This window comes from Streptomyces sp. NPDC050564, from assembly GCF_044457265.1.
Classification (GTDB): domain Bacteria; phylum Actinomycetota; class Actinomycetes; order Streptomycetales; family Streptomycetaceae; genus Streptomyces.
In genome coordinates, this window is record NZ_JBITGS010000041.1 from 35,676 (window position 1) to 49,458 (window position 13,783).

The 13,783-nt window shown below is 69.1% G+C and carries 16 protein-coding genes; 9 read left to right on the forward strand and 7 right to left on the reverse strand.

The window, feature by feature from the left end; all coding sequences use genetic code 11:
- The first annotated feature begins 80 nt into the window (after positions 1 to 80).
- Together ACIBK0_RS42470 and ACIBK0_RS42475 are read left to right on the forward strand one after the other, a co-directional pair.
- Positions 81 to 476, forward strand: a complete 396-nt coding sequence (locus tag ACIBK0_RS42470; RefSeq protein WP_399092688.1) for an MBL fold metallo-hydrolase — start codon at positions 81 to 83, stop codon at positions 474 to 476.
- Entirely contained in the window at positions 416 to 937 is a 522-nt protein-coding gene (locus tag ACIBK0_RS42475; RefSeq protein WP_399092691.1) for a hypothetical protein, read from the forward strand. Before ACIBK0_RS42470 ends, ACIBK0_RS42475 begins: the two co-directional genes overlap by 61 nt.
- Before the next feature lie 550 nt (positions 938 to 1,487).
- Here the strand turns inward: ACIBK0_RS42475 and ACIBK0_RS42480 are convergent.
- Both ACIBK0_RS42480 and ACIBK0_RS42485 read right to left on the reverse strand, forming a co-directional pair.
- Positions 1,488 to 1,661, reverse strand: a complete 174-nt coding sequence (locus ACIBK0_RS42480; RefSeq protein ID WP_399092694.1) for a hypothetical protein — start codon at positions 1,659 to 1,661, stop codon at positions 1,488 to 1,490.
- A gap of 8 nt (positions 1,662 to 1,669) precedes the next feature.
- On the reverse strand, positions 1,670 to 1,837 hold the full coding sequence (locus ACIBK0_RS42485; RefSeq protein WP_399092697.1) for a hypothetical protein: 168 nt from the start codon (positions 1,835 to 1,837) through the stop codon (positions 1,670 to 1,672).
- Positions 1,838 to 2,609: 772 nt separating this feature from the next.
- Between ACIBK0_RS42485 and ACIBK0_RS42490 the strand changes: the two genes are divergently transcribed.
- On the forward strand, positions 2,610 to 2,801 hold the full coding sequence (locus ACIBK0_RS42490; protein WP_399092700.1) for a hypothetical protein: 192 nt from the start codon (positions 2,610 to 2,612) through the stop codon (positions 2,799 to 2,801).
- 292 nt (positions 2,802 to 3,093) lie between these two features.
- On the opposite strand, the gene ACIBK0_RS42495 is transcribed toward ACIBK0_RS42490, so the two are convergent.
- Together ACIBK0_RS42495 and ACIBK0_RS42500 are read right to left on the reverse strand one after the other, a co-directional pair.
- Complete coding sequence (locus ACIBK0_RS42495; RefSeq protein ID WP_399092835.1) at positions 3,094 to 4,044, reverse strand: ketopantoate reductase family protein; 951 nt, start codon at positions 4,042 to 4,044, stop codon at positions 3,094 to 3,096.
- Complete coding sequence (locus tag ACIBK0_RS42500) at positions 4,016 to 4,258, reverse strand: 2-dehydropantoate 2-reductase N-terminal domain-containing protein (RefSeq protein ID WP_399092703.1); 243 nt, start codon at positions 4,256 to 4,258, stop codon at positions 4,016 to 4,018. Before ACIBK0_RS42500 ends, ACIBK0_RS42495 begins: the two co-directional genes overlap by 29 nt.
- Before the next feature lie 282 nt (positions 4,259 to 4,540).
- Between ACIBK0_RS42500 and ACIBK0_RS42505 the strand changes: the two genes are divergently transcribed.
- The 6 genes from ACIBK0_RS42505 (at position 4,541) to ACIBK0_RS42530 (ending at position 10,941) form a co-directional block, all read left to right on the forward strand.
- Entirely contained in the window at positions 4,541 to 5,269 is a 729-nt protein-coding gene (locus ACIBK0_RS42505) for a flavin reductase family protein (RefSeq protein ID WP_399092706.1), read from the forward strand.
- A gap of 8 nt (positions 5,270 to 5,277) precedes the next feature.
- Positions 5,278 to 6,462, forward strand: a complete 1,185-nt coding sequence (locus ACIBK0_RS42510) for an alpha/beta fold hydrolase (protein ID WP_399092709.1) — start codon at positions 5,278 to 5,280, stop codon at positions 6,460 to 6,462.
- A gap of 60 nt (positions 6,463 to 6,522) precedes the next feature.
- Positions 6,523 to 7,416, forward strand: a complete 894-nt coding sequence (locus tag ACIBK0_RS42515) for an alpha/beta hydrolase (protein ID WP_399092711.1) — start codon at positions 6,523 to 6,525, stop codon at positions 7,414 to 7,416.
- Between the two features lie 31 nt (positions 7,417 to 7,447).
- Positions 7,448 to 8,236, forward strand: a complete 789-nt coding sequence (locus tag ACIBK0_RS42520) for an enoyl-CoA hydratase/isomerase family protein (RefSeq protein ID WP_399092713.1) — start codon at positions 7,448 to 7,450, stop codon at positions 8,234 to 8,236.
- 364 nt (positions 8,237 to 8,600) lie between these two features.
- Positions 8,601 to 9,803: an NADP-dependent malic enzyme gene (locus tag ACIBK0_RS42525; RefSeq protein WP_399092716.1), complete on the forward strand. Its 1,203-nt coding sequence runs from the start codon at positions 8,601 to 8,603 to the stop codon at positions 9,801 to 9,803.
- 55 nt (positions 9,804 to 9,858) lie between these two features.
- Complete coding sequence (locus tag ACIBK0_RS42530; RefSeq protein ID WP_399092718.1) at positions 9,859 to 10,941, forward strand: hypothetical protein; 1,083 nt, start codon at positions 9,859 to 9,861, stop codon at positions 10,939 to 10,941.
- Between the two features lie 401 nt (positions 10,942 to 11,342).
- Here the strand turns inward: ACIBK0_RS42530 and ACIBK0_RS42535 are convergent, their stop codons facing one another.
- The 3 genes from ACIBK0_RS42535 to ACIBK0_RS42545 all read right to left on the reverse strand — a co-directional run bounded on the left by ACIBK0_RS42535 (position 11,343) and on the right by ACIBK0_RS42545 (position 13,731).
- The gene (locus ACIBK0_RS42535; protein WP_399092721.1) at positions 11,343 to 11,978 is read right to left on the reverse strand and encodes a peroxiredoxin; all 636 of its coding nucleotides are present in this window, start codon (positions 11,976 to 11,978) and stop codon (positions 11,343 to 11,345) included.
- 599 nt (positions 11,979 to 12,577) lie between these two features.
- Positions 12,578 to 13,222, reverse strand: a complete 645-nt coding sequence (locus ACIBK0_RS42540) for a TetR/AcrR family transcriptional regulator (RefSeq protein ID WP_399092724.1) — start codon at positions 13,220 to 13,222, stop codon at positions 12,578 to 12,580.
- Between the two features lie 107 nt (positions 13,223 to 13,329).
- Entirely contained in the window at positions 13,330 to 13,731 is a 402-nt protein-coding gene (locus ACIBK0_RS42545; RefSeq protein WP_399092727.1) for a tautomerase family protein, read from the reverse strand.
- Positions 13,732 to 13,783 lie beyond the last annotated feature (52 nt).

A 13,783-nucleotide genomic window follows, 5' to 3' on the forward strand; every position in this document is an offset into this window, starting at 1 on the left:
ATGCGCAAGCGGTCCGCCGCCGCAGGTACGTGACCAGACGACCGCGCGGGCCGCACGTTGCCCCTCAGGGAGGAGTCATCATGACCGCATCCGCGCCCAGCTCTCTGGCGTACGAGACCTTCGTTTCGGACGGAACACCCCGGGCTGGCGAGGAACGTCTGCCGAACGGTGACCGACTCGTTTCCTCACCGCTGACCTCGACGCTGATCTTCGGGGAAGAAGACGCCGTCCTGGTCGATCCGCCTTTCACCCGTGAACAGACCGAGCAGGTCGGTAACTGGGTCGAGCGGTCCGGCAGGCGCCTGACCCACGTCTACTCCACCCACGGGCACGGCGATCACTGGTTCGGCACAGCGGAACTCGTGAAGCGATTCCGCGGCTCACCGTCTACGCGACCCGCGGCACCATCGAGGTCATGCACCAGCAGGCCGCCGACGGGCGTGAACAGATGTGGGACAAGCGCTTTCCCGGCCTGATCCCCGACAGCCCGGTTCTGGCCCAGCCCATTCCCGTCGACGGCTTCCTGCTGGAGCGCAACCTCATCCAGGCCGTCGAGGTCGGGCACACGGACACCGACGAGACGTCCGTCCTGCACGTACCGTCCATCGGCCTCGTAGTCGCCGGCGACGTCGCCTACAACGGGGTGCACCAGTACATCCTCGAAGGCCGCAATGGCGGCCTGCAGGAATGGCTTGCGGCCATCGATCGCGTCGCCGCGCTCGAGCCGCGCTCGGTCGTGGCCGGCCACAAGAACAAAGACCTACCGGACGATCCCGCCATTCTCGACCGGACCCGGCAGTACCTGCTGGACGCCATCCGGCTGCTCGACGAAAACCCGACTGCCCGCGAGTTCTTCGACCGGACGACCGGGCTCTACCCGGATCTGCTCAACCCGGGTCCGGTGTGGTACGGAGCGGTCGGGCTGCTGGGAAAGTGACCAGGAGAATCCGTGGTGGCGACAGTGCAGCGGCTGACACGAACGGTGCCAGCACCTTGCAGCCGTCCGGACCCCTGGAAACAGCGCGTACGCCTCGCCGCGCTCCGTCGGGCAGATCAGATTCAGCTCGTCCAGGAAGCTCGCCGCGATGGAGACGTCGCTGGTCACCTGAGTAACTTCACGCTACGGAATCCGGGTGGTCGACCAGGCCAGGAAGTCGAAGGTCGATGACGCGTCACCGCAGCTTCAGGAGAGGGGCCGTGCCGCTGCCCCCCATCGCGCGGCGATGTGGCAGCCGAACTACCGCCCGGTCGCGGCCATCTGAGGCCATGGACCGCGCGCGGGCGCCGGCCCGCCCCGCCCGGCTCGGGTCGCGCCCCTGCCGGCCGGCAGCCATCCTGAAGGGGGTACCGGCCGCCCGCGACCGGGGCAGGAGTTGCCAAAAGAGCGCCGCCCCAGCACGTTGTAGGCACGCGTCGCCGACCGAGGCGTCCTGCCGGGCCGCCGCCTTCCGCCGCGGCATGCAGCTGATACCCCCTGCGCAAGGGGATTACATCTGGTCCTGTGCACCGCCTGGTCCCGTGCGGACCAGACACGTTCGCTCCAACTGCGGGGCGTCCGGGGTGAAGGGCACCCAGCGCACGACGATGATGTCGCGGCCGCGGCAGGCCATGCGGCGGGCTGCGGACCGCGAGACGTGGAAGGCGGCGTTCGAAATTTCCACGCCCCGCTTTACAGGAGCCCGGTTCCCTTTTCCCGGAGGAATTTCAGATGACCACGCGTACCGGCGTCATCGATCACGCCGCCCGGCGGCTTGTCGTGGGGCTTCCCGCTCTCTACGACGCGGCCCGCGAGCACTACGAAACCCTCGTCCCCGAGGCCGATCTCGGCCGCTTCCACGACATGACCTCCTGGCAGGCCACGCTCGAACTGGCCGAGACCAACGCTCCGCACGGCTTCATGCGCTACTACCGCATGGACATCCCTGCTGTGATGAACGGATCGGCGTCCTGCTGGAAGGCCACCCAGTACCTGATGGGCAACCACACCATCGCCGAACGCATGTACCGCCACGACCCATCGGTCATGCTCCACGCCCCCCCTGCGGACCCTCCTGTACAGCGACCTCGAGGGCGACACGAAACTGGCCATCGACCAGCCGAGCGTGCTGTTCGCCAGCTACGGCGACCCGCGCATCACCGACGTCGGCCGCGAACTCGACGCCCACCTCGCCCGGCTGGTCGTCCTGCTCGGCGGCGAGGTGCCCCCGCAACTGACCCTGTGACAGTTCCGGACGGTCGACATGCCGCGAGCGCGATAGGGCCCCGCAGTTGTTGACGGCCCGTCTCCCCCTCGGCACCGGGGTGTGCGCGGCTGCGCGCGTGCCGGAACGACCCCCCGGGGGTTCGAGGGCAGGGCACGCCTCAAGGCAGTCATCGCCCTGCGTGCCCGTCCCGCGGATGCTGCCGCTGGCAGGCCGTCGAGTGACCGGCGAGGATTTCTGCTCCCGTCCTCGCCGGCGTACGCGCCCTGCCGTGCACGTTCACGACCGTCCGGTGCGAGCGGGGTTACTGGTTCGTCTCGTTCCAGGCCGAGGAACGCCTCGGTCATCTCCCGGCCGTCGAACAGCCGGAGGCGGCCGTCGGCGTCGACGCCAGGGTGAAGACGTCTGATGGTCGCCGCCGACAGCGCCGGCAACCTCCTCGGCGTCCCCAGCCCGAAGTACTACCAGCAGGCCCTCACCTTCTCCCACCGGTACGACGGTTTGGCGCCGGTGCGCCGGTCGGGGCCGCGGCGGCGGGAGACCTTCGCGACCCCTTCCGCAGCTGACCGTACTCAAACCGAAGCCCTCACGCTTTACTGACACGGTGGACCATTTGGGCAAAAATGCCCGGATTCTGACTATGATCTCGACAACGGCCGCGAAGATCGCTGCCCGTTGCGGTGGTATTCGTCGCCGGGGGCCTTAAATCTCGGAGGTCGATTCCTTTGGGCGGTCCTGCCAGCAGCGGCATCGCTTGCCCGACCAGTTCTTTTACTGCGATCACGGACAGCGAGTTCTCAAGGTCGGCTGCGCCAGCCCTCGGTGCCCCACGTGACGCCCTCGTCGCCGACGGCGGTGTTTACGGCGCACAGCGCGCAGCCTGGTGCGTCTGTCATGAGCTTCGCGGCTTCGAGCAGGATCTCGGCCAGGGCGTCGCGCTGCTTTGCTGCGCTCGGAACTTCACGTACAAGCCTGTCTTGCCCATGGTTCTACCCGGTGGCGCGGCGGAACGTGTTCCGGAAACCCGGCGTCCGCTCCCGCCGTGACCCCGCCCGCCGGCGGGATCGCCGCACCGCGGCGGGCCGCTCCACGGGTTCCGGAAGCACTCGCCCAAGGTGTATTGCCCTGTGAGGCGGGCGCCCTCGATGCGGTTTTGGTGCAGGCGCAGGTGCATGGTGACCAGATCGAGCAGTGGAACGGTGAGCCCGAGCCGGTGGGCGCGCAGGACCAGGTCTCCGTAGATGTGCTCGGTCTCGGCGCTGCGGTTGCCCGTCACATCGCGGTACAGGGACGAGGTGAGCGGCGAGCCCGCCTCGGTCACCGTCGCCAGCGTCTGCTGCAGGGCCGGTGCGGGCACGGGGTAGCCGGCCGCGGTGGCGACGGAGGCGCACTCGTCGACCACCTGCCGGGCGAACGCCGTCCCGCCGGGAACGGCCGCGACCTCGCCGACCGAGCCGCGCATGAGGCAGGTCACCGCGCCGAGGGCGGCGATGAAAACCCACTTGGCCCACATCTCCGCGACGATGTCGTCGGACAGGCCGGTCGTGAACCCGGCACCGCTGAGCACGCGGTGCACCTCGTCCAGCCGCGCCGGGGCGGTGTTGCGGCGAGCTCCGTAGCGCAGGTCCTGCAGGGGGGCGAGGCGGACGATGTCCCCTTGGGCGTCGAGGGTGGTCGCCACCTTCGACACGCCGCCCAGGACGGCCTGATCGCCGAAGCGTGCGGCCAGGACGTCGACGTGCCGGACCCCGTTGAGGACAGGGACGACGAGGGAGTGCGGACCGACCGCAGCCGCCATGTCGTCGACGGCCTGCTCAAGCCCGGTGGCCTTGACCGCCAGCAGGACGACGTCGTAGGGGGGCCTCGATGTCCCCGGCCCGGATCACACGGGGACACATGACGGTCTCCTCGCCCAGGCCGGTAATCCGCAGCCCGCGCCGCTTCAGAAGTTGCGCGCGCCCGGCCCGCACCAGGAAGGTCACGTCCCGGCCGGCCCGCGCGAGCCGGGCCCCGAAGTATCCGCCCGTCGCGCCGGCGCCCACCACCAGGATCCTCATCGGCCAACTCCTCTCTGGGCGTCGCCACAGCGGGCGCCGCAGCACTTCCGCCAGAGGCAACCACGATACAGCTATGTTGTTACGCTCTCTCATTGTGGCGGCGAGCTGCCGTAATGTCCTAACTTGCACAACATAGTCAAAAGGCATACGCTTATTTCCAACAGGAGCTCGATGCGGCAGCGCCCCCCTCTCCGGCGCCACCCATGAGCCGTTCTCCCGGCAGTGGTCGTACGGCGCGCAGCGCTGTTCCCATGCCGCGTTCCCACCGATGGAGGTCTGACGATGATCATTGACGCTGCAGAACTCGATGCCGCCCACGCGTACAAACTGCTGATCGGCAGCATCATTCCGCGCGCCGTGGCCTGGGTCAGCACGGTGTCGACCGAGGGCGTGGCCAACCTCGCGCCCATCTCCTTCTTCACCGCCGTCGGCAGGAAGCCGCCCATGGTCTCGATCACACTGCAGCCGCAGGCGGACGGCGTCACGCTGAAGGACACCTTCATCAACATCCGTGACACCGGCGAGTTCGTCACCAACCTGGTGACGCTGCCGCAGGCGGACGCCATGCACGCTTCGGCGTACGGGTTCGAGCCGGACGTGGACGAGTTCGAGGCGCTCGACCTGGGCAAGGAGCCGTCCGAGGTCGTGCGCGCACCCCGGGTCAAGGATGCGCCGATCTCCTTCGAGTGCGTCGTCGACCGGATCATCCCCGTAGGGGACGACATGGTCGACCACGTGGTGTGGGGCCGGGTGGTGCGCTTCCACGTCCGGGACGACCTCTACCTGGAGCGGGGCCGGATCGACACCGCCGCCCTCCCGGCCGTGGGACGCCTGGCCGCCGAGTACACGCTGGTCGAGAACGTCTTCACCACCCCCCTGGACAAGGAACTGCTCGAAGCCCGGCACGACCAGCGGATGCAGCGCCTGGACGGACGGCCCGCCGACTGGTCCCCGATCAGCACCAAGGAATGGTCCCCCTCGGGCGAGGTCAGGGTCGCTCCCGGAAAGTGAGCACGGCAATGAGGACAGAGCGGATCGGAACGAGCGATGTGCGGTTCCGGCGGCAGGGCGAGGGAGACTTCGCTGTGGTGTTCGTCCACGGCTTCCTGGACGACCAGTACGTCTGGGACGGCCTGATCGGCGAACTCACCACCCCCGGCATCGAATGCGTCACCCTCGACCTGGCCGGAAGCGGAGACCGCACGCAGGCGCGCGGGCCGTTCACCTACGACCGGTTCGCCGACGAGGTGGGCGCCGTGGCCGACGCCCTCGGCAAGCCCTTCGTGATCGTCGGGCAGAGCATGGGATCGGCGGTGGCCGAGCTGGTGGCTGCGCAGCGCACCGACCGGGCTCTCGGCCTGGTACTGGTGACCCCGGTCCCGCTGGCCGGCACCGGGCTGCCGGACGAGATGATGGACCCCTTCCGTTGCCTGGGCGGCGATCCCGATGCGCAACGCGCGGTCAGGTCACAGCTGTCGGCCGCGCTGGCGGAGGCCGACCTCGACCGGCTGGTGGTGAGCGGGACGCGGATGCGTCCCGAGACCGTGCGGGAAGCCGCCGACTGCTGGAACAACAGGCACCCGGCGGGCGAGCAGCCCAGCCGGTACACGGGGCCCGTGCTCATCGTGCGCGGCGAGGACGACGGTTTCGTCACCGACGAGTTGGTCGCCCAGGGGGTCGCGCCGCGGTTCGCCGCGCCCGAGACGGTGGCGGTCGGCCAGGCCGGGCACTGGGCCCACCTGGAGCAGCCGGCCCGCGTCGCGGGCCACCTCGATCGCTTCCTGGCCCGCGCGCTGCCCGCCGTGCAGGCGTCGGGCTGGACCAACGCCTTCGAGGAGAAGTCGGCCAACGCGTTCAGCGACGCGTTCGCCGCCGACGTGACGCTGGATGCGAGCGCGCTCACCCGCACGGTCGAGGGCCGCGACCAGGTCAAGAACGTGATGGCAGCGGCGAGCACGATCTACGACTCGCTCGTCTTCACCCAGGAGACCGTCAGCGGGGAGCGCAGCTACCTGGAGTGGCAGGCCACCGCGTTCGGCGGCACGCAGATCGACGGCGTGACGATCCTCACGAAGAACGCGAACGGGCAGATCGTCCGGGCCGCCATCCACCACCGGCCGCTCGGCGCCGTCCACCGGTTCTCCGCCGAACTGGGCCGCAGGCTGAACGGCGTGCTCGACGCCGAGTACTTCCACCAGGGCTGAGCCCCCGTTTCCGTCATTCCGGCCAGGGCCCGGCCCTGGTCGCACCGAGGAGGTTGTTCAATGGTCCAGCGCGAGGATGTCGCATTCGACGCCGACGGCGGGGTCACGCTGCGCGGCTGGCTCTTCCTGCCGGACGGTCCCGGCCCCCGCCCGGCGATCACCATGGCCCACGGCTACGCCGGGGTCAGGGACCACGGCCTGGAGCCCTTCGCGCGGGCCTTCGCCGGGGCGGGCTTCGTCGTCCTGCTGCACGACCACCGCAACTTCGGCGCCAGCGACGGCCTTCCCCGGCAGGACATCGACCCCTGGCGGCAGATCGCCGACTGGCGCCGCGCCATCTCCTACCTGGAGAGCCGGCCCGAGGTCGACGCCGGCCGGATCGGCCTGTGGGGCACCAGCTACGCCGGCGGCCACGCGATCGTGCTGGGCGCCACCGACCGCCGGCTGCGCGCCGTGGTCTCCCAGGTGCCGACCATCAGCGGCTTCGAGCAGGGGCAGCGCCGCATCGCGCCGGAAGCGGTCGTGAAGGTGGAGGCGGCCTTCGACGAGGACGAGCGCGCCCAGGCCCGCGGCGAGGCCCCCCGCACCCAGGCCGTCGTCGGCGACGACCCGGCCGTGCCCGCCTCCTACCGCACGCAGGAAGCCATCGACTTCTACCTCCAACCCGTATCGGAGGGCATGTGGAGCAACGAGGTCACGGTCCGCTCCAACCGGCTGGCCCGCATGTACGAGCCCGGGACCTGGGTCACCCGGGTCTCTCCCACGCCGCTGCTCATGGTGGTCGCCGGGAACGACACGGTGACCCTCACCGACACCGGTCTCGCCGCCTTCGAGCGCGCCCTGGAGCCCAAGCGGCTGCAGATGATCCCCGGCGGCCACTTCGCCCCGTACACCACCGAGTTCGACCAAGCGAGCGCCGCCGCCCTCGACTGGTTCCGCCAGCACCTCTCCTGACCGACGCCCCGACAGACTGCAAGGACGAACCATGCCCCATCTGACCCACACCATCGACGACGGCCTCGCCACGCTGGTTCTGACCAACCCCCCGCAGAACCGCATCGACCCGCAGATGGCCACCGAACTCGCCGAGGCGCTGGAGGCCATCGGCCACAGCGACGCCCGCGCGGTCCTGGTGCGCGCCGAGGGCCCGGACTTCAGCTTCGGCGGCGACATCGTCGACTGGCCGGACGCGGACGTACGCGAACTGCGGACCCTCTTCGAGCGCTACATGCAGGTCTTCAACCAGCTCGAGCGGCTCCCGCTGCCGGTGATCGCCGCCGTCCACGGGCTGTGCTTCGGCGGCGGCCTGGAACTCGCGCTCCGCGCCGACGTGATCTTCGCCGGCGAGACGGCCCGCTTCGGCCACCCTGAGCAGACCCTGGGCATCGTCACCCTGCTCGGCGGGATCTACCGGGTCGCCGAGCGTGCGGGCCGAGCACGCGCCGCGGAATGGGCACTCACCTCCGAGCAGGTGCCCGCCAGGGTCATGGCCGACGCCGGTGTCGTCAACCGGGTCTTCGCCGACGACACCCTGCTGGCCGAGGCGACCGCCTTCGCTCGCAAGGCGGCCAAGGGACCCACCCGCGCCTACGCCGCACACAAGGCCCTGCTGCGCGCCTGGACCGTCGGCGGCGTCTCCGCCGCGGACGAGGCGATGTTCGACATCGCCATGCCGCTGTTCGAAACCGACGACGTCAACAAGGGCCTCGCCTCCGCCGTCAAGGCCTTCAAGGCAAAGCAGCCCCGGCCCGCCGTCGACTTCCAGGGCCACTGACCGGCCCCGGGCCCACCCCCACCACCACAGAAAACCGCAGGACCCCTCCCCCAGGCACCACGCCTCCCTGCCGCCGGCACCCGCCAATGAATGGTGCACAGCACCCACCGTGACCGGCCCCCCATGACCGGCACCGTGGCCCGGCAGGGCGGCCATGCCACGGCCCGGGCCGACCGCAAGGCCCCCGGCACGACATTGCACGGCGCCGGCCCGCCGCCGCGGGCGCCTGCCCGTCCCGGCGGGCAGCCCGCGAGCAACCACGCCGTCCCGTACGGAACCAGCCCGGGGAACGGACCTCCACCGCAGCCCTCGCGTCTACCTGCCCAGGGCAGGCAGCCGCGACGCGCACGAAGGAACAGTAGTCATGAACGCAGAAAGCGCCACGTCAGCCGAGCACCGCGAAGCAGTCGGCCGGGACAGCAAGCCGCTCTTCGCGCTGCACCGCCACGGCAAGATGGCGATCACATCGACCGTGCCGCTGCGCGACAGCGACGACCTCTCCCTCGCCTACACCCCCGGCGTCGCCGAGGTGTGCACCGCGATCGCCGAGCAGCCCGAACTCGTTCACGACTACACCTGGGCCTCCCACACCGTCGCGGTCGTCACCGACGGCTCCGCCGTGCTCGGCCTGGGCAACATCGGGCCGCAGGCCTCGCTGCCGGTCATGGAAGGCAAAGCGGTCCTGTTCAAGCAGTTCGGCGCCGTGGACGCGGTCCCCGTCGCACTGGCCACCACCGACGTGGACGAGATCGTGGAAACGGTGGCCCGCCTCGCCCCCTCCTTCGGCGGCATCAACCTCGAGGACATCTCCGCCCCCCGGTGCTTCGAGATCGAACGCAGGCTCCAGGAACGCCTCGACATCCCCGTCTTCCACGACGACCAGCACGGCACGGCCATCGTCACCCTGGCCGCCCTGCGCAACGCCGCCCGGCTCACCGGCCGCAACCTCGCCGACATGCGCGCGGTCATCTCCGGCGCCGGCGCGGCCGGCGTCGCCATCGCCAAGATCCTCATAGAGGCTGGCATCGGGGACATCGCCGTCGCCGACCGGACCGGCATCATCCACCGCGACCGCAGCGACCTGACCGACGTCAAGCGCGACCTCGCCCTCCACACCAACCGGGCCGGACTCACCGGCAGTTTGCAAGAGGCCCTGGCAGGCGCCGACGTCTTCATCGGCGTCTCCGGGGGCACGGTCCCCGAAGCCGCCGTCGCCACCATGGCCAAGGGAGCGTTCATCTTCGCCATGGCCAACCCCACCCCGGAAATCCACCCCGACATCGCCCGCACCTATGCGGCCGTCGTGGCCACCGGCCGGAGCGACTACCCCAACCAGATCAACAACGTCCTCGCGTTCCCCGGCATCTTCGCCGGAGCCCTCCGCGTCCGCGCCAGCCGCATCACCCCCGGCATGAAACTCGCCGCCGCCGATGCCCTCGCCTCCGTGATCGCCGACGAACTGCGCCCCGACCACATCATCCCCTCGCCCTTCGACCCGCGAGTGGCCCCCGCGGTCGCCGAGGCCGTCGCCACCGCCGCCCGGCTCGAGGGGGTGACCCGGCGGTGAGCAACCCAGCGGTGTCACCGCGAACGGTCCCACTGTCGTCGATCACCCACCAGTCATGGAGAAACCCGGAGTGCATCCCCAGCCCCACCCCCCGCATCACAAGCGCCGCCACCCCGTCCGCGTCTGGCTGCAGCCGTTCCTGATCGGCCTGGTCATCGTCTCTGCGTTCGTCAGCTGCTACGTCGGACTCATGCGCGACCCCCAGCCCCACCGGATCCCCGTGGCGGTCACGGGACCACAGTTGGCAAACAAGGTCCAGCAGGCCCTGGGCGACTCGATCGACGTCCGGCGCACCGACTCCACCACCGAGGCACGCGATGCGCTGCGCCACCGCGACATCGTGGCTGTGCTCGGCACCGGCCCTCACGGCAAGGGCCTGAAACTCGACGTCGCGAGCGCGAACGGCCTGTCGACGACCGCCGCGGTCACCAAGCTCGTCACGGCCTACGCACACGGCGCCGACCAGCACCTCAGCGTCTCCGACATCGTGCCGCTCGACCGGTATGACGCCCGCGGCCTGGCCGGCTTCTACGTCTCCTTCGGGGTGACCCTCTCCGGCTTCGCCCTCGCCCAGAACGTCGTGGGACTCAGCAGTCTGCTCCACCTGCGGCACCGCTTCACCCTGATGGCCGTCTTCGCCGCAGCGTCGGGACTTGTCGCGGCCGCCATCGCCGGCCCCATCCTCGACGCCGTCCCCGCACCGTATCTCCCCCTCGCCTTCGTCCTGGCCCTGCTGGCCGCCGCTGCTGCCTTCACCACGAAGATGCTGGCCACCTACGTCGGCCCCCTCGGTATCCCTCTCGCCACCCTGCTGCTGCTGACCGTCGGCAACTCCACCAGCGGCGCAACCGTCGGCAGCGACCTGATGCCCAGCGGAGCCCGGACCGTGTCGGCACTGCTGCCCCCCGGCGCCGCCGTCCGCGCCATCGCCGACCTCAGCTACTTCCAGAGCTCCCACGTCCTCGCCCCGCTGGCGACACTCATCCTGTGGGCCGCGGGTTCCGCAGTCCTGCTGGCCTTCCGCACCACCAAACAACGCCCGGCGGCCCCCCTCGGGCTCGACGTCCGCTCCCGGAAAGTGAGAACGAGGATGAAGACGGAGCGGATCGGGCACAGTGATGTGCGGTTCCGACGCTAGGGCGAAGGTGAACTCGCCGCAGTGTTCGTCCACGGCTTCCTGGATGACCAGTACGTCTGGGACGACATAGTCTCTCACCCGGGTCCGGTGTTGAATGAACGTTTCCACCAGGGCTGAGTCCCGAGCCGACTGCCGGGTGGGGAACTCGAGTTCCCGCACTCCGAGCGAGACAGTCACCTCACGGACCCTGCAGCAGGGGCGACCGCTCCGAGGGAGCCTGGCAGAGCGATCGGGCCTCCCCACCGATCAGCAGACGCCGCTGCGACTCATCCAGATGTTGTCGGCGGCGCAGGAGCACGGGCCCCCACGACGCTCGCCCAAGGCGCGGCCCTCTTGGCCGGGACAGCCCCCTTGGAAGCGTGGTCATCACGGGGGCTCGGCGACCGGGCCGTGGCTGCCGCTCAGGCGCGGCTCGGGTGCGCGGTATAGCGCAGGTACGGCTTGACCGTGCGGTACCCGGGGAAGCGTTCGGCTGCTTCGGCGTCACTGACAGCCGGCGTGATGATGACGTCCTCGCCGTCGTGCCAGTCGGCAGGCGTAGCGACCTTGTGCTCCGCCGTGAGCTGGAGCGAGTCGATGACGCGGAGGATCTCGGCGAAGTTCCGGCCCGTGCTGGCCGGATAGGTGAGCGTCAGCTTGATCCGTTTGTCCGGGCCGATCACAAACACGGAACGCACCGTCGAGGTGTCTGAGGCGTTGGGGTGAATCATCCCGTACAGCTCGGAAACCGAGCGGTCCACGTCCGCGATCATCGGGAAGTCGACGCTGTGACCCTGAGTCTCGGCAATGTCCGCCGACCACGCCCTGTGGTCGGCGGCGCTGTCCACGGACACCGCCGCCACCCTCGTGTTCCGCCGCGCGAACTCCTCGGTGAGCGCGGCAACGGCGCCCAGCTCCGTTGTGCAGACAGGGGTGAAGTCGGCAGGGTGCGAGAAGAGAACCCCCCAGCCATCGCCCAGCCAGTCGTAGAAGCGGATCTCCCCGTCTGCCGTCGGAGCGGTGAAATCGGGGGCGACGTCTCCAAGTTGCAGCGCCATGGTCGTTTCCTTATTCGAGGACAAAACTTCCTGACATAACCATAGTAGCTACAGTTATAGCGATCAAGGGTTGCTCAGCCGGTTAGCCCCGCCCGGTCGCACCGGGCATCAGCACGTCACCGGCGTGCCCTACCGCCCACCCGGTCAGCCACGGCCAGGGCGACGGCAGGGCACGCCGAGGCTCGAACCAAGAGGTAACGACCCGGCTGGCGCCAACCGATCACTTGCCGACGCCCTCGGGCCCATGCCCGCAAGCTCGCTCATTCCCCGAGGCGTCACGAAAATAGCCATAGCACTTTTGATTGCGTCTCCTAGTCGATCTCCTGGAGCGGTCACTGCTCTGACCGTCGTCGCACCGTGCGCCGCCCACAGCCTGTCGCCGCAGCTCAACCCGGCGATGGTGGCTACGAAGCAGGACGTGATCGACCGTGAATGCCAGAGTAAAAGCAGCCAGCCATCGCCTGACCACGGACGGTCGTGCTCCCGGCCCTCGGGGGCACCGCTCCACCTGGCTGTCCCAGCCGGCAGTGCCAGTCCCGCCGAACATGCCGTCCGAGCCGCACGGATGAGAGCTTGGGGAGGCACGTAGGCGGTCGTTCTCAGTCCGCCGCTCGCTGGATACCCAGGGCTCCGACCCACACCTGGGTCATTGCTGCCGCAATCTCCTGATCGGCATAGTCGTGCCGCAAAGACAACCGGGTGTGCGAAAAGTTGTCGACCATCGCGATCAGCAGGTCGGCCAGCAAACGAGGAGTGTACGTACGGTCACAGAGTCCTAGTCGTCGCCATCGGTCGATGCTGCGGGCAGCTCTCTCGGCGAAGCGCTCTCGCAGGGCGCGCCGCATTTCGGCAACCTCGTCATCGTAGGCAGCCACCTGCTCGAAAACCCGCATAATCGCGGCGTGCTTACGGTAGGCGCCCACGTACTGGCGGTTCTCCTGGTCGATTTGGCGGACCGGGTCCGCGTCGTCGGGCTGATCGGCCCGTGGTGCCGCGAGGAAGTCGGCGATCACTTCATCCATGACTGCCTTGAAGATCGCTTGCGTGCTGTCAAAGTACCGGAAGAAGGTCGCTGGAGCGGTTTCGGCTCTCGCAGTGATGTCTGTGAAGCGGCAGTGGATGAAGCCGATCTCGGCGAATACTTTTGCCGCAGCCTGCACGAGCCGGGCCCTGGTTGCCCATCCCTGCGGCGTCAACTCAAGCGCGACCGAAGTGCCGAACCCCGGCGAGTCCTCGCTGCTCATACAGTCTCAACCTTTCCACCAACGAGCACACGAGACATACATGCGCCTTCTATCTACGCCCGCGCACCGCCGGTTCCTGATCGCTCTCCAGGACCGGGCCCCGGAGTTCACCAACGAGGGGCGCCTTCTGCCAGTTGGAGTTCCCCCCTGCCGAAGGAGAAGTTCTCATTAGGGGCGGGAATCAGCGCGATGAAAATATCGTCGGGCGAGATGCCGAGCGCCTCGACCGCCAACCTGTTGATGGCCGCGGCCACTGCCCGCTTGTCCTCCAGAGGACGGTGAGCCCCAAAGAGTACCGTGATGATCATGGCGTCGCTGCTGCGCTGCATGCCCATGAAAGTCGGGTCCAGGAACAGTTCGCTGTCACCGTGTTCGCTGATCATGATGAAGCGGTCGCCCTCGGGGATACCGAGTCCCTGCACCAGGGACTGGTTGAGCGCATCAGCGAGGGCGCGCTTCTGTTCCGGCGAGAAGCGGTTGGCGGGGATGTGCGCGTTGAAGACGGGCATGAGGTCCTCCCACGAGGAGTGCGACGTCGGGTGTGAACTGCTCGGCGATTTC